This window comes from Pseudomonas sp. FP215 (assembly GCF_030687795.1).
GTDB lineage: Bacteria > Pseudomonadota > Gammaproteobacteria > Pseudomonadales > Pseudomonadaceae > Aquipseudomonas > Aquipseudomonas salmasensis.
In genome coordinates this window covers 4,637,826-4,659,180 of sequence record NZ_CP117447.1, presented here as the reverse complement: position 1 = coordinate 4,659,180, position 21,355 = coordinate 4,637,826, and the positions used below count along the sequence as shown (strand labels likewise).

The window sequence follows — 21,355 nt, the reverse complement described above, 5'->3', positions numbered from 1 at the left end:
GTAGGTAGAATCACGCCCTGAATTAAATCGGGGCGTTTTTTTATGCGTATTGGCCACGGCTACGATGTGCACCGTTTCGCTGAAGGCGATTTCATCACCCTGGGCGGCGTGCGCATTGCACACCACCATGGGTTGCTGGCTCATTCCGACGGCGACGTGGTCTTGCACGCCTTGAGCGATGCCTTGCTCGGCGCGGCGGCATTGGGCGATATCGGCAAGCACTTTCCGGACACCGATCCCACCTTCAAGGGCGCCGACAGCCGTGTGTTGCTGCGCCATGTGGTCGGCCTGATCCACGCCAAGGGCTGGAAGGTTGGCAACGTCGACAACACCATCGTCGCCCAGGCGCCAAAAATGGCCCCCCATATCGAAGCGATGCGCGCTGCTATCGCAGCAGACCTGCAAATTGAATTGGATCAAGTCAACGTGAAAGCCACCACCACCGAAAAGCTCGGGTTTACCGGTCGTGAAGAGGGCATCGCAGTGCACTCCGTCGCCTTGTTGCTGCGCGCATGAACGACCTGCAACTGCTGGGCCCGCGGGCCTATGGCGAGGCCCTGGGCAGCGCGGTACTGAAGGCCACGGCCGAAGACTTCCAGGTTGATGAGGTGCTGGACATCCCGCTGACCGGCGATGGCGAGCACCTGTGGCTGTGGGTGGAAAAACGCGGTTTGAACACCGAGGAAGCGGCACGGCGTATCGCCAAGGCGGCTGGCGTACCGTTGCGCACCGTCAGCTATGCCGGGCTCAAGGACCGTCAGGCCCTGACCCGCCAGTGGTTCAGCGTGCAATTGCCCGGCAAGGCCGACCCGGACATGAGCGGCGCAGAAAACGACACCCTCAAGATCCTGAAAACCGCCCGTCACAAGCGCAAGCTGCAGCGTGGTGCCCATTCGGCCAACGGCTTCACCCTGCGCCTGACCCAACTGGCCGGCGACACCGCTGCCATCGACGCACGTCTGCAGTTGATTGCGCGGCACGGCATCCCCAATTACTTCGGCACCCAGCGTTTCGGCCACAACGGCGGCAACGTGGTGGATGCTCGCGAGTGGGCCGCCCGCAAGGCCCTGCCCGAGCAGCGCAACGTGCGCTCGCGCTTGCTGTCCACGGCTCGCAGTTACCTGTTCAACAAAGTATTGGCGGCCCGCGTCGCCGACGGTTCATGGCAGCGAGCCCAAGTCGGCGATCTGCTGGCGTTTACCGACAGTCGCAGTTTTTTTCCGGCCGGGGAAGCGGAATGCAGTGACCCGCGTCTGGCGATCCTGGACCTGCATCCCACCGGCCCGCAGTGGGGCGAAGGCGATTCGCCGGCGAAAGGTCTTACATACGAGCTAGAACAATCTGTCGCCGCTGGCGAAGCTGACCTACGTGATTGGCTGGTGAAGGCGGGAATGAGCCAGGAACGTCGCATTCTGCGACTGCCCATTGGCGGGTTGACGTGGCATTATCCCGGGCCTGACATTCTGCAATTGGAATTCGTCCTGCCGGCCGGATGCTTCGCCACTGTCTTGGTGCGCGAGCTTGTTGATCTGGTGCCGGTGGGGCAGACGGACAGCCCATGCGTATTCTGATATCAAACGATGACGGTGCCACCGCACCCGGTCTTGCCGCGCTCCATGCTGCGCTGCAGGATTACGCCGAGTGCGTGGTGGTTGCCCCCGACCAGGACAAGAGCGGCGCCAGCAGTTCGCTGACGCTCGACCGTCCGCTGCACCCGCGGGTCCTGGCCAATGGCTTTATCAGCGTTAACGGAACCCCCACCGACTGCGTGCACCTGGCAATCAACAGTTTGCTGGAGCATCAGCCAGACCTGGTGGTTTCGGGAATCAACCTGGGCGCCAACCTGGGTGACGACGTGCTGTATTCCGGCACCGTGGCGGCGGCCCTCGAAGGGCGCTTCCTGGGCCGCACCGGCTTTGCCTTTTCCTTTGCTTCGCGGCAATTGGATAACCTGGCGACGGCGGCCTATTACGCGCGCAAGTTGGTGGAGGCCCATGCTTCCCTGGACCTGCCGCCGCGTACGGTGCTCAACGTCAATATCCCCAACTTGCCCCTCGACCATATTCGCGGTATCCAGCTCACACGCCTGGGCCATCGTGCCCGTGCGGCGGCGCCCTTGAAGGTGGTCGACCCGCGCGGCAAGGAAGGCTATTGGATCGCCGCCGCTGGCGACGCCGAAGATGGCGGCGAGGGCACGGACTTTCATGCGGTGATGCAAGGCTATGTCTCCGTTACCCCGTTGCTGTTTGATCGCACCTTCAGTGATGCCTTCAGTGGCCTTGATGGCTGGCTGGAGGGACTGCGTTGATGGCTCGTGAACAAGACGACTTGTTGCGCCGTGGCATCGGGATGACCTCCCAGCGCACCCGGGAGCGGTTGATCCAGCGCCTGTATGAAGAAGGTTTGTCCAACGCGCAGGTGCTGGAAGTGATCCGGCGCACGCCGCGGCACCTGTTTGTCGATGAAGCCCTGGCGCATCGCGCCTATGAAGACACGGCGTTGCCCATCGGCCACAACCAGACCATCTCCCAGCCTTACATGGTCGCGCGCATGAGCGAGCTGCTGCTGGCGGCGGGGCCTTTGGACAAGGTGCTGGAGATTGGCACCGGCTCCGGCTACCAGACGGCCGTGCTGTCGCAATTGGTAGAGCGGGTGTTTTCGGTCGAGCGCATCAAGGTGCTGCAGGACCGGGCCAAAGAGCGTCTGGTGGAGCTGAACCTGCGCAACGTGGTATTCCGCTGGGGCGATGGCTGGGAGGGCTGGCCGGCGCTGGCGCCCTACAACGGTATCATCGTCACCGCCGTGGCTACCGATGTGCCGCAAGCCTTGCTGGATCAATTGGCACCTGGCGGGCGGCTGGTCATCCCGGTGGGCTCCGGCGAAGTGCAACAGTTGATGCTTATTATCCGTGAGGACGAAGGCTTTTCCCGGCATGTACTCGGTGCCGTGCGTTTCGTCCCCTTGCTCAATGGCCCGCTGGCCTGATCATTTATTCGCGTGCAGTGAATTCTGTAAGCGGGGATGTGTCTTACGGCGGGGTCTATTGAATCAACATGCCTGGCAGCACGATTAAACATGATGAATTTTTCCTTTCAGTCATGTGCCAGTAAAAAGCCAATGCCCAGTTATACTTGCGTCATATTTCAAGCCTGATCCAGGCGTTAACGTTCAGCCACCACAAAGGGAGCGGCGGGTGAGTCTCACAGGTCCTGCGCAGCGAATGAGTAAAACAAGCTTTCAGCGACTGGTGCTTGGCCTTGTCTTGAGTTCCTTATTGGCAGCCTGCTCGAGCACGCCATCCGGCGGTGCGCGGGTCGTTGACCGTACCAACGCAACTCCCCAAAGGCCCACGGTGACCACTGGGCAATACGTGGTGCGCAAAGGCGACACCCTGTTCTCGATTGCCTTCCGTTATGGCTGGGACTACAAGGCGCTGGCCGCCCGTAACAACATTCCTGTGCCGTATACGATCCATCCTGGGCAGACCATTCGTTTCGATGGTCGCTCAGGTTCTGCACCTACGGCAGTTGTGACAAAGTCGGGATCTTCGCCATCGTCGTCGAGCAAGACCACCATCATTACCCGGCCTGCAGGCAGCGCCGCGCCTACGGTTGCGAGCAAGCCGGCACCCGCGCCGTTGCCACCCGCCGGGCCTGCACCGACCGGTTGGGGATGGCCTTCAAACGGAGTGTTGATTGGAAAATTCTCTTCAAACGGTAGTTTGAATAAAGGCATTGATATCGCCGGGGATTTGGGACAGCCTGTTTTAGCTGCGTCTGATGGGACAGTGGTGTACGCCGGGAGTGGTTTGCGGGGCTACGGCGAGCTGGTCATCATCAAACACAGCGATACCTACGTCAGTGCCTACGGTCATAACCGCAGGTTGTTGGTTCGGGAGGGGCAGCAGGTCAAGGTCGGACAGACGATTGCCGAAATGGGGTCAACGGGCACAGACCGGGTGAAACTGCACTTTGAGATTCGCCGCCAAGGGAAGCCTGTAGATCCGCTGCAATTCCTGCCCCGTCGTTGATGTGTTGCACAGCCTGTTCCCTCACGTAGAAGGAACAGGCTCCAGCGTTGCCAAGGATAGAGGCGTCGCTTGAGCTTGAGGTCGAACTCACCAAAGGACTATAACAATGGCTCTCAGTAAAGAAGTGCCGGAGTTTGACATCGACGATGAGGTTCTCCTTATGGAGGCCAGCATCGATTTGGAAACGATGTCAGATAATGAAGGGGTATCACCACCTTCAGTTCGCACCAAATCCAAAAATGCTGCCGCGTTGAAGCAGCACAAGTACGTTGATTACACGCGGGCGCTCGACGCGACCCAGCTGTACCTCAATGAAATCGGCTTTTCCCCTCTGTTGACCCCCGAAGAAGAAGTCCATTTTGCGCGTTTGTCGCAAAAGGGCGATCCGGCTGGGCGTAAGCGCATGATTGAAAGCAACCTGCGCCTGGTGGTGAAAATCGCCCGACGCTACGTCAATCGTGGGCTGTCCCTTCTGGACCTGATCGAGGAGGGCAACCTGGGCTTGATCCGGGCTGTGGAGAAGTTCGACCCTGAGCGGGGCTTCCGTTTCTCCACCTACGCCACCTGGTGGATTCGCCAGACCATCGAACGGGCGATCATGAATCAGACCCGCACGATCCGGTTGCCGATCCATGTGGTCAAGGAGCTCAACGTCTACCTGCGGGCGGCGCGTGAGCTGACGCAAAAACTCGATCATGAACCCTCGCCTGAAGAAATCGCCAACCTGCTGGAAAAACCGGTAGGGGAGGTCAAGCGCATGCTGGGCCTTAACGAGCGTGTGTCTTCGGTGGATGTCTCGCTGGGGCCGGATTCGGATAAGACTCTGCTGGACACCCTGACCGATGATCGTCCAACAGACCCTTGCGAGCTGTTGCAGGACGATGATCTTTCCCAAAGTATTGACCAGTGGCTGTCAGAGCTCACGGACAAGCAGCGTGAAGTGGTGATTCGCCGCTTCGGCCTGCGCGGCCATGAGAGCAGCACCCTGGAGGATGTAGGCCTGGAGATTGGCCTGACCCGTGAGCGGGTGCGGCAGATCCAGGTAGAGGGCCTCAAGCGCTTGCGCGAGATCCTGGAGAAGAATGGCTTGTCGAGTGAGTCGTTGTTCCAGTAACAACGCAGCTTGAAGGTTTGAATGTGGGAGGGGGCTTGCTCCCGAATGCAGTGTGACAGTCGCTGATGTGTTGACTGATACACCGCATTCGGGAGCAAGCCCCCTCCCACATTTTTTTGTCCGACATTACATCGGTGTGCTGATCGATCCCACGCTCTGCGTAGGCATGCAGTCGTGACGCAGAGCGTCACAAGAGGCATTTCCACGCGGAGCGTGGGAACGAGCGCATAAAAAAACCCCGCTTTTAAGGGCGGGGTTTTTTCGACTGAGTCAGTACAAGTTAGATAACTTGAACTTCTTCAGCTTGCATGCCTTTCTGACCGCGGGTAGCGATGAAAGAAACCTGTTGGCCTTCTTTCAGGCTTTTGAAGCCGTCGGATTGGATAGCTTTGAAGTGAACGAACAGGTCGTCACCGGATTGTGGAGTGATGAAGCCGAAGCCTTTTTCATCGTTGAACCACTTAACGGTACCAGTTTGGCGATTAGACATGGTGTATCTCCTTGGACAAAGTTAACTGCGACTCAGGAAAAGCCCTGGCCGAGACTGAGTGCAAAGAGCAGGAAAAATTCTTGGAGATGGTTGGATCGAAATTCAACATATCGTGTAGAGATTCTCAGTGACACAAGCAGCACAGTGGCGCCACCTTAACCCTTTTTCCGGAACGTGCCAATGGTATTTCCGAAGGTTTCTCTATTTTCGTGACTGGCGGTGGTATTTACAGTCATTGATGCCGGCCATCCGGGCCCCGGCCACGCTGGCTGCGGCTTATAGCGGGCGGTGCATTCATCAAGAAAACCCGTACGGCCTTTGAACCCCAACGCCGGCCCCGGTAAGATGGCCCACAGATTTTTTTCGCCTCGCTATTCAGGACACCGCCATGAGCATCAAATCGGACAAGTGGATTCGCCGCATGGCGCAGGAACACGGCATGATCGAGCCGTTCGTCGAACGCCAGATTCGTGGTGAAGGCGACGAGCGCGTGATTTCGTACGGCGTTTCCAGCTATGGCTACGACGTGCGTTGCGCCGATGAATTCAAGGTGTTCACCAACATCAATTCGGCGATCGTCGATCCGAAAAACTTCGACGAAAAGAGCTTCGTCGACGTCAAGAGCGACGTGTGCATCATCCCGCCCAACTCTTTCGCCCTGGCGCGCACCGTGGAATTCTTCCGCATTCCTCGCGACGTGCTGACCATCTGCCTGGGTAAAAGCACCTATGCCCGCTGCGGCATTATCGTCAACGTCACGCCGCTTGAGCCTGAGTGGGAAGGCCACGTGACCCTGGAATTCTCCAACACCACCACCTTGCCGGCGAAAATCTACGCCAACGAAGGCGTGGCACAAATGCTGTTCTTGCAGTCCGACGAGGCTTGTGAAGTGTCCTACAAAGACCGTGCGGGCAAGTATCAGGGCCAGCGTGGCGTCACTCTCCCACGCGCTTGATCTAAAGCTCCTACGGGCAAAGGGAATTTGTCTGCAGAAAGTGACTCTATCTAGGTGTACTGCTTCGGCGCGTGTGAAACGCGCCGGGCCATACTTGAGGAGTACCCTATGAAGATCGACCCGCGAATCAGCGCAGAACTCGCCCGGCTTGAACCCAACCAGATTGGTGTTCTGGCCTGGTCCTTGATGGCCAACCCCGCGCACGCGGGCGGCATCCCCGGTCAACCCGAACCTGATTACCCGCAGCCTACCGAGCCGGGTGAGCCGACCTTACCGGACGAGCCACCACCCGCGCCTGTTGCCTGATACCTGAGCGGGCCTTTATCGATTCATTGAATCGGCCAGACCTGGTGATCGCCAATCACAAAGATTCGGTGGTCTTGGGCCTGCTCCACGGCATAACCCCCTGTAAACGCGCCAAAGGCTGGCAACAGGCTTAACCGGGCGCCGATCTGGAAGCACGGCAGGCGTAGCCGCTGGCGCCCCTTGCCGCGCAGGTGGTACACCGGATGCACGTGCCCCGCCAGTACATGGTGACTGGCATGGGCGTCGGGCTCATGTTGCAAGGCGAAAGGGCCCATCAGCAGAGGCTCCGCGACCACATCGATGCCCAGATCCAGCGGTGGGTCGCCGGCCCGTTTGTCGTGATTGCCGCGAATCAGGGTCAAGGCCAGTGGGCGATTGCGCTCGCGCCAGGCCCGAATTGCGTTCAGGGTGCCGCTGGCGTGAGAGCCAGGGCCGTGCAGGAAATCGCCGAGAAAGATCAACTGCGCGCAGGGCAGCGCCGTTAACAGCCTGTCCAGGCGTTCCAGGTTGGCCGTAGTCGTGCCCTGTGGCACCGGTTGCCCCAGGCTGCGATAGGCCGACGCCTTGCCAAAATGCGCATCGGCAATCAGTAGGCATCGACGTGCGGGCCAGTACACGGCCTTGTCCGGCAATAGCCATAGCTCTTCGCCTTCCAGCATCAGTGGGTAATGCATCAGCCTTGCCCTTTGTCGGCGACTTTTTCCAGGTCCTTGACCATCCGCGCGATGCGCTCCGAGAGTTTTTCCGAGCTCATGCTTTCGCGCATCCGTTCTACCAGCAGCGGAAAGGCCAGCGGTGTGGGCCGCTGGATCGTGTGCAAGTCCAGCTTCAGCGTCGACAGATGATTCAGCGTGTGTTCCAGCCGGCGAATATCCAATTCATCACGCAGAACCTCTTCCCCGGCCTGGGCCAGCAGCAGGTTCTGCGGGTCATATTGCTTGAACACCTCAAAGAACAAGCCGCTGGAAGCCTGCACTTGTCGCGTGCTTTTCGGCGCGCCGGGATACCCGGCAAAGACCAGCCCGGCGATTCGTGCAATCTCGCGAAAGCGGCGCAGGGCCAGTTCGCCGGCATTGAGGCTGGCGATCACGTCAGCCAGCAGTTCTTGGGGGCTCAGCAACGTAGCGTTCAACAGCTGGGGCCACTGCACCTCGGTGGCGCTCAACAGCTCCAGGCCATAATCATTCACCGCAATTGAGAAGGTCAGCGGCTGCTGTTGGCTGACCCGCCAGGCCAGCAAACTGGCCAAGCCCAGGTGTACCTGGCGGCCAGCGAAGGGGTACAGAAACAGGTGCCAGCCTTCCCGCGACCGCAGGGTTTCAGCCAGCAAATGCTCACGGGTCGGCAGGCCGGACCAGCGCAGTTGGGTATGCAGCAACGGTTGCACCGCCTGCATCTCCGGGCCGTCGAAGTGCCCATGCGCAGCGGCATCAAAACGCTCGACCACCGCCTGGGCCAGTTCGTTGGAAAGGGGCATGCGCCCGCCATTCCAGCGTGGCACGGCGGCTTTTTTCGCGGTGCTGCGGCGTACATAGGCGGTCATGTTTTCCACGCGCACCAGTTCAAGCAAGCGCCCGGCGAACAGAAACCCATCCCCCGGCTTGAGCCTTGCAATAAAGCCTTCCTCGACACTGCCCAGGTTCTTGCCGCCACCGCCCTTGCTCCAGAATTTGAGCTGGATACTGGCATCACTGACGATGGTGCCGACGCTCATGCGATGGCGGCGTGCGAGGCGTGCATCCGGGACACGCCAGATGCCCTGTTCATCGGGCTCCACGCGGCGGTAATCCGGATAAGCGGTGAGTGACAGGCCACCATGGCGCACGAACCCCAGGGCCCAGGCCCAATCCGCTTCGGTGAGGTCGCGATAGGCCCAGGCGCCGCGCACTTCGTCCAACAGTGCCGCCGGGGTAAAGCCGCCGCCCAAGGCCATGCTGACCAGGTGTTGTACCAGCACATCCAACGGCTTGTAAGGTGATTCCCGCGCTTCGATGCGCCGTTGGGCGATTGCATCCTGGGCGGCCGCCGCCTCCACCAACTCGAGGCTGTGGGTTGGCACCAGGGTTACCCGTGAGGGCCGCCCAGGCGCGTGGCCGGAGCGCCCGGCGCGTTGCATCAACCGCGCTACGCCCTTGGCGGAGCCGATTTGCAGCACCCGTTCCACCGGCAGGAAGTCCACGCCCAGGTCGAGGCTGGAGGTGCACACCACCGCCTTGAGCTGCCCGTCTTTCAACGCCCGCTCCACCCAGTCGCGGGTCTCGCGCGATAACGAACCGTGGTGCAGGGCAATCAAGCCGGCCCAGTCCGGACGCGCGTCCAGAATCGCTTGGTACCAGATCTCCGACTGCGCCCGGGTATTGGTAAACACCAGGCAACTGCTGCTGGCCTCCACCTCATTGACCACCTGCGGCAACATCTTCAAACCGATATGCCCGGCCCAAGGGAAACGCTCCGTGACCGCCGGCAACAGGGTGTCGACCTTCAGCGCCTTCGCCGTTTGCCCCTGCACATTGACCCCGCCACCCTGTGGGACCAAAACCTCCAACGCGTGAGCCTGATTACCCAAGGTCGCTGAAATGCCCCACACCATCAATTGCGGATGCCAGCGTCGCAAGCGTGCCAGCGCCAGTTGCAACTGCACGCCGCGCTTATTGCCGATCAGTTCATGCCATTCATCCACGATGACCATGCGCAGGTGCGCCAGGCTGGTTTCACTGTCGGCACGGGCCAGCATCAACGTCAGGCTTTCCGGGGTGGTGACCAGGGCGGTGGGTTGGCGACGGGTCTGGCGCGCGCGTTCACTGCTGCTGGTGTCACCGGTGCGCAGGCCCACGCTCCAGGGGATCTGCAACGCCTCCAGTGGGGCTTGCAGGGCGCGTGCGGAGTCGGCGGCCAACGCGCGCATCGGCGTGATCCACAGCACGCTCAGCGGCTCGGCAGGCGGCTTGCGTTTGCCTGTGGCGGGCGGGCGGGTGATGGCGAAACGGTTGAGGGCGGCAAACCACAGGGCATAGGTTTTACCCGCCCCGGTGCTGGCATGCAGCAACCCCGACTGGCCGGCCTTGACCGCGGCCCATACCTCTTTCTGAAAGGCGAATGGCTTCCAGCCTTGGGTGGCAAACCATTGCTTGGCGAAGTCGTGGTTTTTTGCCATGCGGCAGCGGACGCTCTGGAGGGGTTAGTTCAAAGACCCCTGAGGCAGCGCCGACGTTCCACTGTAGGAGCGGGCTTGCCCGCGAAAAAGGTTCAGGCACCGCGTTTATCCAGGATGCCCGCGTTATCGTTGACGATTTTCGCGAGCAAGCTCGCTCCTACTTCAAGTTGCCGCTCAAAAATTGTTGCAGGCGTTCGCTCTTTGGATTGCCCAGCACATCCTCTGGCAGGCCTTGCTCCTCCACCAGGCCTTGGTGCAGGAACAGCACTTGGCTTGAGACCTTGCGTGCAAAGCTCATCTCGTGGGTCACCATGATCATGGTGCGGCCTTCCTCGGCCAGGCCTTGGATCACCTTCAACACTTCGCCCACCAGCTCCGGGTCCAGGGCTGATGTGGGTTCATCGAACAGCATCACCTCCGGCTCCATCGCCAGGGCGCGGGCGATGGCGACGCGCTGCTGCTGGCCACCTGAGAGGAACGCCGGGTATTGATCAGCCACGCGCGCCGGCAGCCCGACTTTGTCCAGGTAGCGGCGGGCGCGGTCTTCGGCGTCCTTCTTGCTGCAACCCAGCACGCGGCGCGGGGCCATGGTGATGTTTTCCAGCACGCTCATGTGGCTCCACAAGTTGAAGTGCTGGAACACCATCGCCAGCCGTGTGCGCAGGCGTTGCAGCTCGGCGTCGTCGGCCACGCGCATGCCATGGCGATCGCTGACCATGCGGATCGCTTGGCCGTCCAGGGTCATGGCGCCATCGTTGGGGGTTTCCAAAAAGTTGATACAGCGCAGGAAGGTACTCTTGCCTGAGCCACTGGCGCCGATCAGGCTGATCACATCACCGGTCTTGGCCTTGAGCGACACACCTTTGAGCACTTGATTGTCGCCATAGCTTTTGTGCAGGCCTTCAACGGTCAGTTTGTACATGGGGCGTGCATCCTCAAGGCGAAAGTAGATAACCGCTGCGGTAGGCCTGTGTGCCGGCGACATGGCAGATCACCATGCCGGCCGTGGCCATGCGACGCAGCGAGCGGGCGTAAAGCAGCCCGGCGTGCTGGCAGTGCACAGGCGTTACGCGGTCTGTAATGGGGTCGATGATGTCGGCGACCCATTGCCCGGCTTCCAGGTATTCGCCTGGCAGGGCGTTGAATACCAGCAAGCCACCCACCGGGGTGGTCACCGGCTCCACCGCCGCCAGCGGCGTAGCCGGGTAGGCCAGGGCCGGCAAGGGGGCTGCATCGCCGTGAATGGCGCCGAAGTGGATCAAATAATCAATGATGGCCTGGCAGTCCAGCGCGGCGAGGCCGTGGTTGACATCGCCCTGGCCGCGCAATTCGACGGTGACCGACAAGCTGCCCATGGGGATCGGGTAGTGTTCGCCGAAGCGTTGCTGCAACTGCCACCACAGCAGGGTGAAACATTCATCAAAAGACTGCCCGCCGGAATCGGTGGCCAACAGGTTGGCTTCCGAACCCAGGTAGCGCGCCAACGGTTCTACCTGTGGCCAGGCGTCGGGCGTGGTGTACAGGTGCGCCACGGCTTCGAAGTCGCAATGCAAGTCCAGCACCACGTCGGCATCACAGGCCAGGCGTTGCAGCACCAGGCGTTGGGAGTGCAACTGGGTCTGGGCGGAGTGCGCGGCCAGGGCGTGGGACAGTGCGCTGCGGATCAAATGGGCATTGCGCTGGGGATCATCGCCCAGCAGGTTTTCGACCTGGTTGCCGACGTCTTCGCTGAGATCGACGAACAGGCGATTGAAGTTCTGCCCGCTTTCCAGTTCGTAGCGGCCCAAGGGGATGTCCATCAACACCTGTTCCAGGCCCACCGGGTTGGCGACGGGCACCAGCACGATTTCGCTGCGCAAGCGTCCGGCCGCTTCAAGCTCTGCCAGGCGCGCCTTGAGATGCCAGGCCACCAGCATGCCCGGCAATTCATCGGCATGCAGGGAGGACTGGATGTACACCTTGCCTTCGGGCTGCTGCGGGCCGAAGTGAAAACTGTGGATCTGCCGCGCCGTGCCGGGCACCGGCGCGATCAGGTCATGTAGCTGATGGTGCATGCAAGCTCCTTAGTGGCTCGGCCCGAGGAAAGCCAGCCAACGCCGCTCCGCCAGGCGAAACAGGCCGACCAGGGCGAAGGTCACCGTCAGATAGATCAGTGCGGCAATGCCGAATGACTGGAAGGTCATGAAGGTGGCGGAGTTGGCATCCCGCGCCACCTTGAGGATGTCCGGGATCGTTGCGGTAAAGGCCACCGTTGTCGAGTGCAGCATCAGGATCACTTCGTTGCTGTAGTAGGGCAACGAGCGTCGCAACGCCGAAGGCATGATTACATAGGCGTACAGCTTCCAGCCGCTGAGGCCGTAAGCCTTGGCCGCCTCGACTTCGCCGTGGGCCATGCTGCGGATCGCCCCGGCGAAAATCTCCGTGGTGTAGGCGCAGGTGTTGAGGGCGAAGGCGAGGAGGGTGCAGTTCATCGCATCGCGAAAGAACGCATCCAGCACCGGTTGCGCCCGCACGGCGGCAAGGCTGTAGATGCCGGTGTAGCAGATCAGCAACTGGATATAGAGCGGCGTACCGCGAAACAGGTAGGTGTAGAACTGCACGGGCCAACGCACCAGGCGCTTGCGCGAAACGCGGGCGATGGACAGCGGGATCGACACCAGAAAGCCGATCACCAGTGAGCCACTGAGCAACCACAAGGTCATGGCCAGGCCGGTGATGTGCTGGCCGTCGCTATAAAGAAAAGGGCGCCAGTATTCCTGCAATAGCTCGATCATCGCACGGCCTCCCGGGCGCCTGCGGAGTAGCGACGTTCAAGTCGGCGCAAGACAAAGTTGGAGGCGCTGGTGATCAACAGGTAGATCAGCGCCGCCAGTACCAGAAAATAAAACAGTTGATAGGTGCTCTTGCCGGCATCCTGGGCGGCTTTTACCAGGTCTGCCAGGCCGATGATCGACACCAGCGCGGTGGCCTTGAGCATCACCATCCAGTTATTGCCGATGCCTGGCAGCGCAAAGCGCATCATCTGCGGGAAGGTCACGTAGCGAAACCGCTGCCCGCGCTTGAGCCCGTAGGCAGTGGCGGCTTCGAGTTGGCCACGGGGCACGGCGAGGATCGCGCCGCGAAAGGTTTCGGTGAAATACGCACCGTAGATAAAGCCCAGGGTGATCACCCCGGCGCTGAATGGGTCGATCTCGATGTATTCCCATTCCATGAAGTCGGTAAAGCCGCTGAGCCAGGTTTGCAGGCTGTAGAAAATCAACAGCATCAGCACCAGGTCCGGCACCCCGCGAATCAGGGTGGTGTAGAGCTGGGCGGGGATACGCACAATGGCCAGGCTGGACAATTTGGCGCTGGCGCCGAGCAGGCCCAGCAAGACGCTGACGGCCAGGGACAGCACCGACAATTTGATGGTCATCCAGGTGCCGTGCAGCAACAGCGGGCCGAAACCCTTCAGACTGAATGCGCTCAGCCCGAGGGTTTGCAACAGATCTTCGAACATAAATCAGGACCTATGGCGATAAAAAAGCGCCCCACCCGAAGCAGGGCGCCCCAGGCATTATTTGCCGCTGTACAGGTTCAGATCGCCAAAGTGTTTCTTCTGGATAGTGGCGTAGGTGCCATCATCGTGTAACGCTTTGATACCTTTATCCAAAAGCGCCTTGAGTTCAGTGTTACCTTTTTTGATACCGACCGCGGTTTTCGACGGCAGCAGCGGGTCGTCGATCGCGGCGCTCACTTCATAGCCGGCACCGGCTGGCGACTTGAGAAAGCCCAGTTCGGCTTGCAGCATGTCCTGCACGGAAGCGTCGAGGCGCCCGGAGGTCAGGTCGGCGTACACCTGGTCTTGGTTGGCGTAAGCCTTGGTGGTCACCCCGGCTTTATCCAGCACAGCCTTGGCGTAGGCTTCCTGGATGGTGCCTTGCTCGTAGCCGACGGATTTGCCCTTGAGAGATTCTGGCGTCGAATAGCCAGCGCCTTTCTTGAACACCAGTGAAGTCGGGCCGGAGAACAGCTCGGAGGAGAAGTCGATGGCCTTCTCGCGCACTGGGGTCACGGTCATCGACGAAATCACGCCATCGAATTTATTGGCTTTCAGGCCCGGGATCATGCCGTCGAAGTCACTTTCGACCCACTTGCACTTGACCTTCAGCTCCGCGCAGATCGCATTGCCCAGGTCGATATCGAAGCCCACCAGGCTGCCGTCGGCGGCCTTGGATTCGAACGGTGCGTAGGAAGGGTCGACACCAAAACGCAATTCCTTGTATTCCTTGGCTGTAGCAACACCAGCAGCCATGCACAGAGCCAGTGCAGAAAGGGTCAGCAATGCTTTTTTCATTAGGTAATCCCTGGAAACCAAGATAAGCGCTTGTGGCGCGATTAGGACTGTTACTGAACGGTGTCAGACCCATCACAAGTAGCAATTTCTGCACCATAGTTCCGGATGGGCTTTTTAAAAGGTGGGATAAGGCAGTTTCAAGTGTAGGCGGTGCCCGAAAGTGGGCATGGAATTTCCAGTGCACCATTGTGGATCGGTTGCTGATCAAAAGGTGGGAGCTGGCTTGCCTGCGATAGCGGTGGGTCAGTTGTTACATGGGGTGCTGACTCACCGTCATCGCAGGCAAGCCAGCTCCCACAAGGGCTATATCAGGTCAGCAGGTCTTGTAGCGTGGCCAGGTTGTCCGCTTCTTCCACCGCCTTATCCTGGCGCCAGCGCAGCATTCGCGGAAACCGCACGGCAATCCCGCTCTTGTGCCGCTTGGACAGGGCAATCCCTTCGAAACCCAGCTCAAACACCATGCTCGGCGTCACGCTGCTGACTGGGCCGAATTTCTCCACGGTGGTTTTACGCACAATGGCGTCGACCTTGCGCATTTCCTCGTCGGTCAGCCCGGAATACGCCTTGGCGAACGGCACCAGGGTGCGCTCGCTGCCCGGCGGGCCGTCCCATACAGCGAAGGTGTAGTCACTGTAGAGGCTGGCGCGTCGACCATGGCCGCGCTGGGCGTAGATCAACACGGCGTCGACGCTGAAGGGGTCGACCTTCCACTTCCACCACAGGCCCATGTCCTTGGTGCGGCCCACGCCGTAGAGGCCCTTGCGGTCCTTGAGCATCATGCCTTCCACCCCCAGGCTGCGAGAGGCTTCGCGCTGTTCGGCCAAGGCTGCCCAGGTTTGGCCTTCCAGCAATGGCGAGGGCAATAACACCGGTTGGTTGCACGCCGCGATCACCTGTTCCAATTGGGTGCGACGTTCAGCCTGGGTGTGGTTGCGCCAGTCGTCGCCCTGATATTCCAGCAGGTCGTAGGCGAGCACCGCCACTGGCGCATCCTCTAGCACTTTTTTACTCAAGGTCTTGCGGCCAATGCGCTGTTGCAGCAGCGCAAAGGGTTGCACCGAATCTTTCCACACCACGATTTCGCCATCGATCACCGTACCGTCGGGCAGGCCACTGACCAAGCTATGAAGTTCGGGGAAACGCTCAGTCAGCAACTCTTCACCGCGAGACCAGACCCACAGGCGCCCCTCGCGCTTGACCAGTTGTGCGCGAATGCCATCAAACTTCCATTCCACCTGCCAGTCGGCGGGCGGACCGAGCAGCGTGTCGAATTGCTCCACCGGTTGCGCCAGCCCGTGAGCCAGAAAAAACGGATAGGGCTGCCCGCCACGTTGCGCGTGTTCGTCGGATGATTCGGCGGCGATCAGCTTGAGGTAGCCCTCGGCTGTCGGACGGTTCGACAGGTCGGTGTAGCCCACCAGCCGCTGTGCTACGCGTTTGCTGTCGAGGTCGGCCATGGCGGCGAGGGCGCGGGTCACCAGCAGTTTGGACACCCCGACCCGGAAGCTGCCGGTGATCAACTTGATGCACACCATCAGGCTCGGTTGGTCCAATTGCGCCCACAGCGCGGGCAGCCGTTCTGCCAGGTCCAAGGGCGGCAGGCCGCGCAGGGGCAGGAGTTTTTCTTCCAGCCATACGGCCAAGCCGTCTTCGGAGGTGTAGGTGGATTCTGGCAGGAGCAGGGAGATGGTCTCGGCCAAGTCACCCACGGACTGGTAGCTCTCTTCGAACAGCCAGGGTTCGATACCGGCCGCTTCGGTGGCCATGTCCCGTAGCAGACGTGTGGGCACCAGTTGGCGCGGCCGCCCACCGCTGAGAAAGTACACGGCCCAGGCCGCATCGGCCGGCGGCGCCTGCATGAAGTAGGCTTGCAGGGCGGCGAGTTTGGCATTGCTGGAGGTGGTGGCGTCGAGGTTGGCGTACAGCTCGGCGAAGGCTTTCATGCCGTGACCTCTTCTTCGTCATCGCCGTACTCGGTGCTGAAACCTTGGGCATCCAAGCCCTTTTCCCGCAGGTGACGTACCAACACTCCGACCGAGCCATGGGTGACCATCACCCGGTGTGCGCCGGTTTGTTCGATGGCCCACAATAAGCCAGGCCAGTCGGCGTGGTCCGAAAGCACGAAGCCACGGTCCACACCGCGCCGCCGCCGTGTACCGCGCAGGCGCATCCAGCCGCTGGCGAAGGCGTCGCTGTAGTCGCCAAAGCGGCGCATCCAGGTACTGCCACCGGCAGAGGGCGGGGCGATGATCAGGGCTTGGCGCAGCAGTGGGTCGGTTTTTTTGAAGTCGCCGGCATACAGGGTTTCGGGAATGTAGATGCCCGCTTCGCGGTACACCCGGTTCAACGGCTCGACCGCGCCGTGGCTGAGGATCGGGCCGATGCTGGCGTCCAGCCCATGGAGGATGCGTTGGGCCTTGCCGAATGAATAGCAGAACAACACGCTGGCTTTGCCACTGGCGATATTGGCCTGCCACCAGTCATTGATCCCGGCAAAAATCTGCGCCTGGGGCTGCCAGCGGTAAATCGGCAGGCCGAAGGTGGATTCGGTGATAAAGGTGTGGCAGCGCACCGGTTCGAAGGGGGCGCAGGTGCCATCGGGCTCGACCTTGTAGTCGCCGGACGCCACCCAGACTTCGCCTTGGTATTCCAGGCGTACCTGGGCCGAACCCAGTACATGCCCGGCCGGATGAAAACTCAGGGTCACGCCGTGATGCACCAACCGTTCGCCGTAGGCCAGGGTTTGCAGGTTGATGTCCTGGCCCAGGCGCCAGCGCAGGATGCCTTCGCCGGGGGCGGCGGCCAGGTAGTGTTGATTGCCGGTGCGGGCGTGGTCGCCGTGGGCGTGGGTGATGACTGCGCGTTCCACTGGGCGCCAGGGGTCGATGTAAAAATCACCGGCAGGGCAGTAGAGGCCTTCGGGGCGGGCGATGACGAGGTCCATGGGGTGGCCGGGGCGGTGGGCTTGTTAGTTATGAGGCGGGGCTGGGGGGAGAAGTTCTATTTGAATGCGGGCAGTGCAGAGGTGGGTTTGCCTTCGATGTCGGCCTGATGCCCCGCGATCCAACGGTGGGAGCTGGCTTGCCTGCGATGACGGCCTCCCAGCCGACACCTATCTACCTGCCACCCCACAATCCAACTGTGGGAGCGGGCTTGCTCGCGAAGGCGGCCTAACAGTCAACACAGTTGGACCGGGTACATATCCGTTATTTAGGTAACGGCCACTTAGGGTTCCGCCCTGACGGCGGGTCACTTTGGAAAAGCCCCAAAGTAACCAAAGGGCTCTTGCCCCACCACTCGGCACCTCGCCTGGGCTCGGTGTGCCCGTAATCCGCCAGTGATTTGGGGGGCCGCCGCCACGCGCCATCCATGGCGCGGGGCGGCTAAACCGGCATCCCTGCCGGTTTACCCCCCAAATCCCTGTCGAATTCCGGCCAGCGTGGTTTGACGGGGCGCCTAAGATCAAGATCACAAGCAGGTCAAGAGCAAGAGCGGCTCGCTTCGCATCGTGGTTACTCGGCTGCTATCGCAGGCAGGCCCGCTTTATCTGGTTTCGTCACTGGAAACCGGTTTACTTACCGGGCGTCAGGGTCAATCTGGCCTTGCCATACACCTTCTCAAAATTCTGCGGCTGCATCGGAAAGCTCAGGTATTGCCCCTTCAGCGACGGGTCGATGCCGTTGGCATAGTTCGGGCTGGCCGGGTTGCCGGACTGGCCGATGCCGCCTTGGCCCATCATCGGTTCCGCCTGGCCGAAGTCGATGATCATGCGCAGCGCCGATACTTGGGTCGTGTTGAAATCCTGGCCCCAGGTGTACGGCGCCGGGTTCAGGGTGTTGTGATCGCCACCGCTGGCGAAGGGGCCACGGATAACCTGGCCGCTGGTATTTTTCCACGTGGTGCTGTGCAGCTTGCCCCACTGCCAGGCCTTGTGATCGGCGCCCAATTGGCTGTCGCCAGTAGTGATGGCGGCGGCCAGGGTGCGGGCCAGAATCGCTGGTTTGTCTTCTTTTTGCGCGGTACGCGTGTCATCCCAGAACGGGCTGTCTTCACGGCCCAGCAGGTGGTCGGCGATGGCCGAGTAGGACAGGCTGGCGTTGCTGACGAAGGCTTTCCAGCTGGCGCTGTTTTCCGGGCCGAGTTTGTCGAGGAAGATCTGCCGGGCGCTTTCTTGCAGGAACAGTTCATAGGTCGCCGCGTCAGCCGAGGTGGTCGCCAGTCGACCATCGAAGGCCATCAGGCGCTCCAGTGCTTCGCGGGCCTTGGCGCGTTCCGCTGCCGGCAATGCATCGATGGCCTGCTTGAGGGGCTGGGCCATGCCCGGCGCCTGGAACATGTTCTTGAGCTTGGCGGCGAAGAGGGTGGTCTGGTCGTATTGCATGGCAATCAGGCTGCGGCTGTCATGCTTGCCGGCGTTGGCCAGTTGCGCCAGGCGTTCGCTGCGCTCCGGTGCATCCCAGGCGTTGGACAGTTGCATGCCGTAGCCACGCGGCGCGGTGCGCTGGTTGGCGGTGCCGATCCAGCCTTGGGCCGGGTCCTGGTCGTACGGGTGCAGCATCGCGTCGGCGTAGCCGTCCCAGTCAAAGCGCGTGTCCCAGCCCGGCGATGGCAGCAGGCCCTCGCCTTCGCGGCGGTTGGGGAAGCGTCCGGTGACTTGCCAGCCGATGTTGCTGGCGTCGGCGAAGATCATGTTCAGGGCGATGGCGCGAATTTCGCGGGTGGCATCCGAGGCCTTGCCGGCGTTTTGTGCGCGGGACAGGTCGAAGAATGCATCCAGGCTCTTGTCGTCTTTGAAGTCGGCGGTTTGCAAGGCCAGGCCAAGACCGCTGGTGAGCGCCTGGCTGCTGTTGAGCAGGGCGCCGTGGCGGGTTTCGTACACCACTTCGCGAATCGAGCGCTGGCCCTTGATAAAGAAGGTTTCGTTGCGCACGCCGGCCGGCAGCCATTTGCCGTTGTTCTCGTAGTACAGCGCGCTGCCCTGGCGTTTGACCTTCTCCAGGAACAGGTCGTGGGTGTCGCCCTTGACCGCACTCATGCTCCACGCCACTTTGCCGTTGAAACCGGAGAGCAGGGTCGGCAGGCCGGCAATCGAAGCACCGACGGCCTGGTATTTGGGCGCACGAATCTGCACGTAGCTCCACGGCGACGGTGCTTGTGGCTGAGCGGCGATGTCGTTGGCCAACAGGCTCTTGCCGCTGCGGCTGCGTTGCGGGCCTATGGCCCAGTTGCTTGAGGTGGTGACGCCCAGGGCGTTGAGGCTGCGCAATTGCTGGCCTACCGTTTCCAGCCCGGCGAGGCCGGTGATCTGGCTCAGGTTGACGCCCTTGAGCTTGTCGGCTTCGGCCAGCGGGACGGGTTCGTCCGGTGCGCTTGGGGTGAGCCAGGCGAGTTTGTCGACGCCGACCTTTTGCGCCAGCATCAGGGACGAGAGCTCCTCCTGCAGGTTGCTCGACTGGCTGAAATTGAGCAGGCAGAACAGCAGCGCCGAATCTTCCGGTTTCCAGTACTCGGGCTTGTAGCCGCTTTGGGCCAGGTCCGCCGGCAGCTTGTCGCGGTAGCGGAACAGGTAGGCGTTGACGCCTCGGGCATACACTTCAAAGAAGCGTTTGAGGCGTGGCGATGAGGCGTTGTACAACTCGCCGGCGCTTTTCTTGAGGTTGACCGCCCGCATGAAGCGGTCGACATCCAGCACTTGCGGCCCCGACATTTCCGCCAGACGGCCCTGGGCCAGCAGGCGCAGGGTGACCATCTGCGTGATGCGGTCGCTGGCGTGCACGTAACCGAGGCTGAACAGTGCGTCGTGGAAGGTGTTGCTTTCGATCAGCGGCATGCCTTGGGCATTGCGGCGCACCGACACATTCTGTGCCAGGCCCTTGATCGGCTGCACGCCAGCAACGGGCGGCAGGGTGTCCTGGGTGTTCTGGAGCTGGCAACCGGCCAGGCCCAAGGCACTGACCACTGCCGCGGCAACGCCGAACCGGGGAAGAAAATGTAAGAGGGCTGGCGAGGCCATGGCAAAGCTCCTGCGGGGGGTAGCGTCAGTAAAGGCGCTACGTTAGTGAGCGCGGCGAAACGACGCAAGCGGGAGTTTTGGCAATTGCGTGAGAACTTGAAACAGCCATCCATCGAGGTGGGGGCTGGTTTAAGGCTTTGTAGGAGCGAGCTTGCTCGCGAGAAACCGATAGGCGCTGTGTTTATTCAGGAAACACGCGTAATCGTTGACGTTTTTCGCGAGCAAGCTCGCTCCTACACGTGCGGTTTAAGCGCCGTGGCACTTCTTGAATTTCTTCTCGCTGCCGCACGGGCAGGGATCGTTGCGACCTACGTCCTTCAACGCATTGCGCACCGGCTCTTGGTGAGCGTGGCCGCAGTTCGGGCCGTGAACATGGCCGTGGTCGTGATCATGGTGGGCATGATCATGATGATCATGATCGTGGTTGCAGTCAGGACCATGGACATGGGGTTGCTGTGTCATCGATGTTGCTCCGGAATAAAATCGCCGGGGATTATCTCGCCATTGTGTGCCACCTGCACGTCATTACCGATGAATAATCCGGTTTTCAGTTCGCCCTCTAAACGATAAGGCACGGGCCGGTCGGGATTTTTCAGCATCTGCACCACCTCACGCACTTGTGGCCAGAGGTTGGTGCGCACCGAGACCTTGAAGAATTTATGACCGCGTGGCGGTACGGTCAGCCACTCGTTGGACTCGCCTTCGGTCAACACCAGGTTGCCCAGGCTGACCTTGTAGACCAGGCCACGCACGGTCAGGTCGGCGTCGTCGCGGTTGTCCACGCGAAAGTACAGCTTGAATTTCTGCTCCAACAGCTTGGCCCGCACCACTTCGACCTTGACCAGGGAAACGTGGGGCGGCGGCGTGTCGTCTTCGAACCAGGACGCGCAGCCGGTCAGGCCCAGGGTCAACGCCAGCATCAAGCTATACATCCGAAGCATGGCGTTTTCCCCGTCA

At 61.0% G+C, this 21,355-nt stretch carries 21 protein-coding genes; 8 read left to right on the top strand and 13 right to left on the bottom strand.

Features of this window, described 5'->3' with window-relative positions; genetic code table 11:
- Window positions 1-42 precede the first annotated feature (42 nt).
- The 6 genes from ispF to rpoS all read left to right on the top strand — a co-directional run bounded on the left by ispF (window position 43) and on the right by rpoS (window position 5,144).
- Window positions 43-516, top strand: coding sequence for a 2-C-methyl-D-erythritol 2,4-cyclodiphosphate synthase (ispF, locus tag PSH76_RS21180; RefSeq protein ID WP_032893173.1), 474 nt, complete (start codon window positions 43-45; stop codon window positions 514-516).
- Entirely contained in the window at window positions 513-1,571 is a 1,059-nt protein-coding gene (gene truD / locus PSH76_RS21175) for a tRNA pseudouridine(13) synthase TruD (RefSeq protein WP_032893171.1), read from the top strand. Before ispF ends, truD begins: the two co-directional genes overlap by 4 nt.
- The gene (gene surE, locus PSH76_RS21170; RefSeq protein ID WP_003189210.1) at window positions 1,559-2,308 is read left to right on the top strand and encodes a 5'/3'-nucleotidase SurE; all 750 of its coding nucleotides are present in this window, start codon (window positions 1,559-1,561) and stop codon (window positions 2,306-2,308) included. The genes truD and surE overlap by 13 nt, the downstream gene beginning before the upstream one ends.
- 41 nt (window positions 2,309-2,349) lie before the next feature.
- Window positions 2,350-2,985 carry a protein-L-isoaspartate(D-aspartate) O-methyltransferase gene (locus tag PSH76_RS21165; RefSeq protein ID WP_169850588.1) on the top strand — a complete coding sequence of 212 codons (636 nt, stop codon included), beginning with the start codon at window positions 2,350-2,352 and terminating at the stop codon, window positions 2,983-2,985.
- Window positions 2,986-3,193: 208 nt separating this feature from the next.
- On the top strand, window positions 3,194-4,030 hold the full coding sequence (locus PSH76_RS21160; RefSeq protein WP_032893170.1) for a peptidoglycan DD-metalloendopeptidase family protein: 837 nt from the start codon (window positions 3,194-3,196) through the stop codon (window positions 4,028-4,030).
- A 106-nt stretch (window positions 4,031-4,136) separates the two neighbouring features.
- Window positions 4,137-5,144 (top strand): RNA polymerase sigma factor RpoS, encoded by a 1,008-nt coding sequence (gene rpoS / locus PSH76_RS21155; RefSeq protein ID WP_032893168.1) that lies wholly within the window; start codon window positions 4,137-4,139, stop codon window positions 5,142-5,144.
- Window positions 5,145-5,424: 280 nt separating this feature from the next.
- Here the strand turns inward: rpoS and PSH76_RS21150 are convergent, their stop codons facing one another.
- Window positions 5,425-5,634 (bottom strand): cold-shock protein, encoded by a 210-nt coding sequence (locus tag PSH76_RS21150; protein ID WP_002554837.1) that lies wholly within the window; start codon window positions 5,632-5,634, stop codon window positions 5,425-5,427.
- Window positions 5,635-6,022: 388 nt separating this feature from the next.
- On the opposite strand from PSH76_RS21150, the gene dcd reads away from it, so the two are divergent.
- Together dcd and PSH76_RS21140 are read left to right on the top strand one after the other, a co-directional pair.
- Entirely contained in the window at window positions 6,023-6,589 is a 567-nt protein-coding gene (gene dcd, locus PSH76_RS21145) for a dCTP deaminase (protein WP_003189215.1), read from the top strand.
- 108 nt (window positions 6,590-6,697) lie between these two features.
- Window positions 6,698-6,895 (top strand): hypothetical protein, encoded by a 198-nt coding sequence (locus tag PSH76_RS21140; RefSeq protein ID WP_005785769.1) that lies wholly within the window; start codon window positions 6,698-6,700, stop codon window positions 6,893-6,895.
- Between the two features lie 23 nt (window positions 6,896-6,918).
- On the opposite strand, the gene pdeM is transcribed toward PSH76_RS21140, so the two are convergent.
- The 12 genes from pdeM to PSH76_RS21080 form a co-directional block, all read right to left on the bottom strand.
- Window positions 6,919-7,569 carry a ligase-associated DNA damage response endonuclease PdeM gene (gene pdeM / locus PSH76_RS21135; protein WP_032893167.1) on the bottom strand — a complete coding sequence of 217 codons (651 nt, stop codon included), beginning with the start codon at window positions 7,567-7,569 and terminating at the stop codon, window positions 6,919-6,921.
- Window positions 7,569-10,049, bottom strand: a complete 2,481-nt coding sequence (locus PSH76_RS21130) for a ligase-associated DNA damage response DEXH box helicase (protein ID WP_305492870.1) — start codon at window positions 10,047-10,049, stop codon at window positions 7,569-7,571. The genes pdeM and PSH76_RS21130 overlap by 1 nt, the downstream gene beginning before the upstream one ends.
- A gap of 157 nt (window positions 10,050-10,206) precedes the next feature.
- Window positions 10,207-10,971, bottom strand: coding sequence for an ABC transporter ATP-binding protein (locus tag PSH76_RS21125; protein WP_034126849.1), 765 nt, complete (start codon window positions 10,969-10,971; stop codon window positions 10,207-10,209).
- A 13-nt stretch (window positions 10,972-10,984) separates the two neighbouring features.
- Entirely contained in the window at window positions 10,985-12,103 is a 1,119-nt protein-coding gene (locus PSH76_RS21120) for a succinylglutamate desuccinylase/aspartoacylase family protein (protein ID WP_305492869.1), read from the bottom strand.
- A gap of 9 nt (window positions 12,104-12,112) precedes the next feature.
- On the bottom strand, window positions 12,113-12,823 hold the full coding sequence (locus PSH76_RS21115; protein ID WP_044272623.1) for an ABC transporter permease: 711 nt from the start codon (window positions 12,821-12,823) through the stop codon (window positions 12,113-12,115).
- A complete protein-coding gene (locus PSH76_RS21110) occupies window positions 12,820-13,548 on the bottom strand; it encodes an ABC transporter permease (protein ID WP_305492868.1) in 729 nt (242 codons plus the stop codon). The genes PSH76_RS21115 and PSH76_RS21110 overlap by 4 nt, the downstream gene beginning before the upstream one ends.
- 57 nt (window positions 13,549-13,605) lie before the next feature.
- Window positions 13,606-14,385, bottom strand: a complete 780-nt coding sequence (locus PSH76_RS21105; protein ID WP_033902768.1) for a transporter substrate-binding domain-containing protein — start codon at window positions 14,383-14,385, stop codon at window positions 13,606-13,608.
- A gap of 308 nt (window positions 14,386-14,693) precedes the next feature.
- Window positions 14,694-16,328, bottom strand: a complete 1,635-nt coding sequence (locus PSH76_RS21100) for an ATP-dependent DNA ligase (protein WP_138763365.1) — start codon at window positions 16,326-16,328, stop codon at window positions 14,694-14,696.
- A complete protein-coding gene (locus PSH76_RS21095) occupies window positions 16,325-17,329 on the bottom strand; it encodes a ligase-associated DNA damage response exonuclease (protein WP_032893158.1) in 1,005 nt (334 codons plus the stop codon). Before PSH76_RS21095 ends, PSH76_RS21100 begins: the two co-directional genes overlap by 4 nt.
- A 627-nt stretch (window positions 17,330-17,956) precedes the next feature.
- On the bottom strand, window positions 17,957-20,398 hold the full coding sequence (locus PSH76_RS21090; protein WP_305492867.1) for a penicillin acylase family protein: 2,442 nt from the start codon (window positions 20,396-20,398) through the stop codon (window positions 17,957-17,959).
- A 246-nt stretch (window positions 20,399-20,644) separates the two neighbouring features.
- Window positions 20,645-20,860, bottom strand: coding sequence for an SEC-C metal-binding domain-containing protein (locus PSH76_RS21085; RefSeq protein WP_032893155.1), 216 nt, complete (start codon window positions 20,858-20,860; stop codon window positions 20,645-20,647).
- Window positions 20,857-21,339, bottom strand: coding sequence for an LEA type 2 family protein (locus PSH76_RS21080; RefSeq protein ID WP_032893153.1), 483 nt, complete (start codon window positions 21,337-21,339; stop codon window positions 20,857-20,859). The genes PSH76_RS21085 and PSH76_RS21080 overlap by 4 nt, the downstream gene beginning before the upstream one ends.
- Window positions 21,340-21,355: the final 16 nt, after the last annotated feature.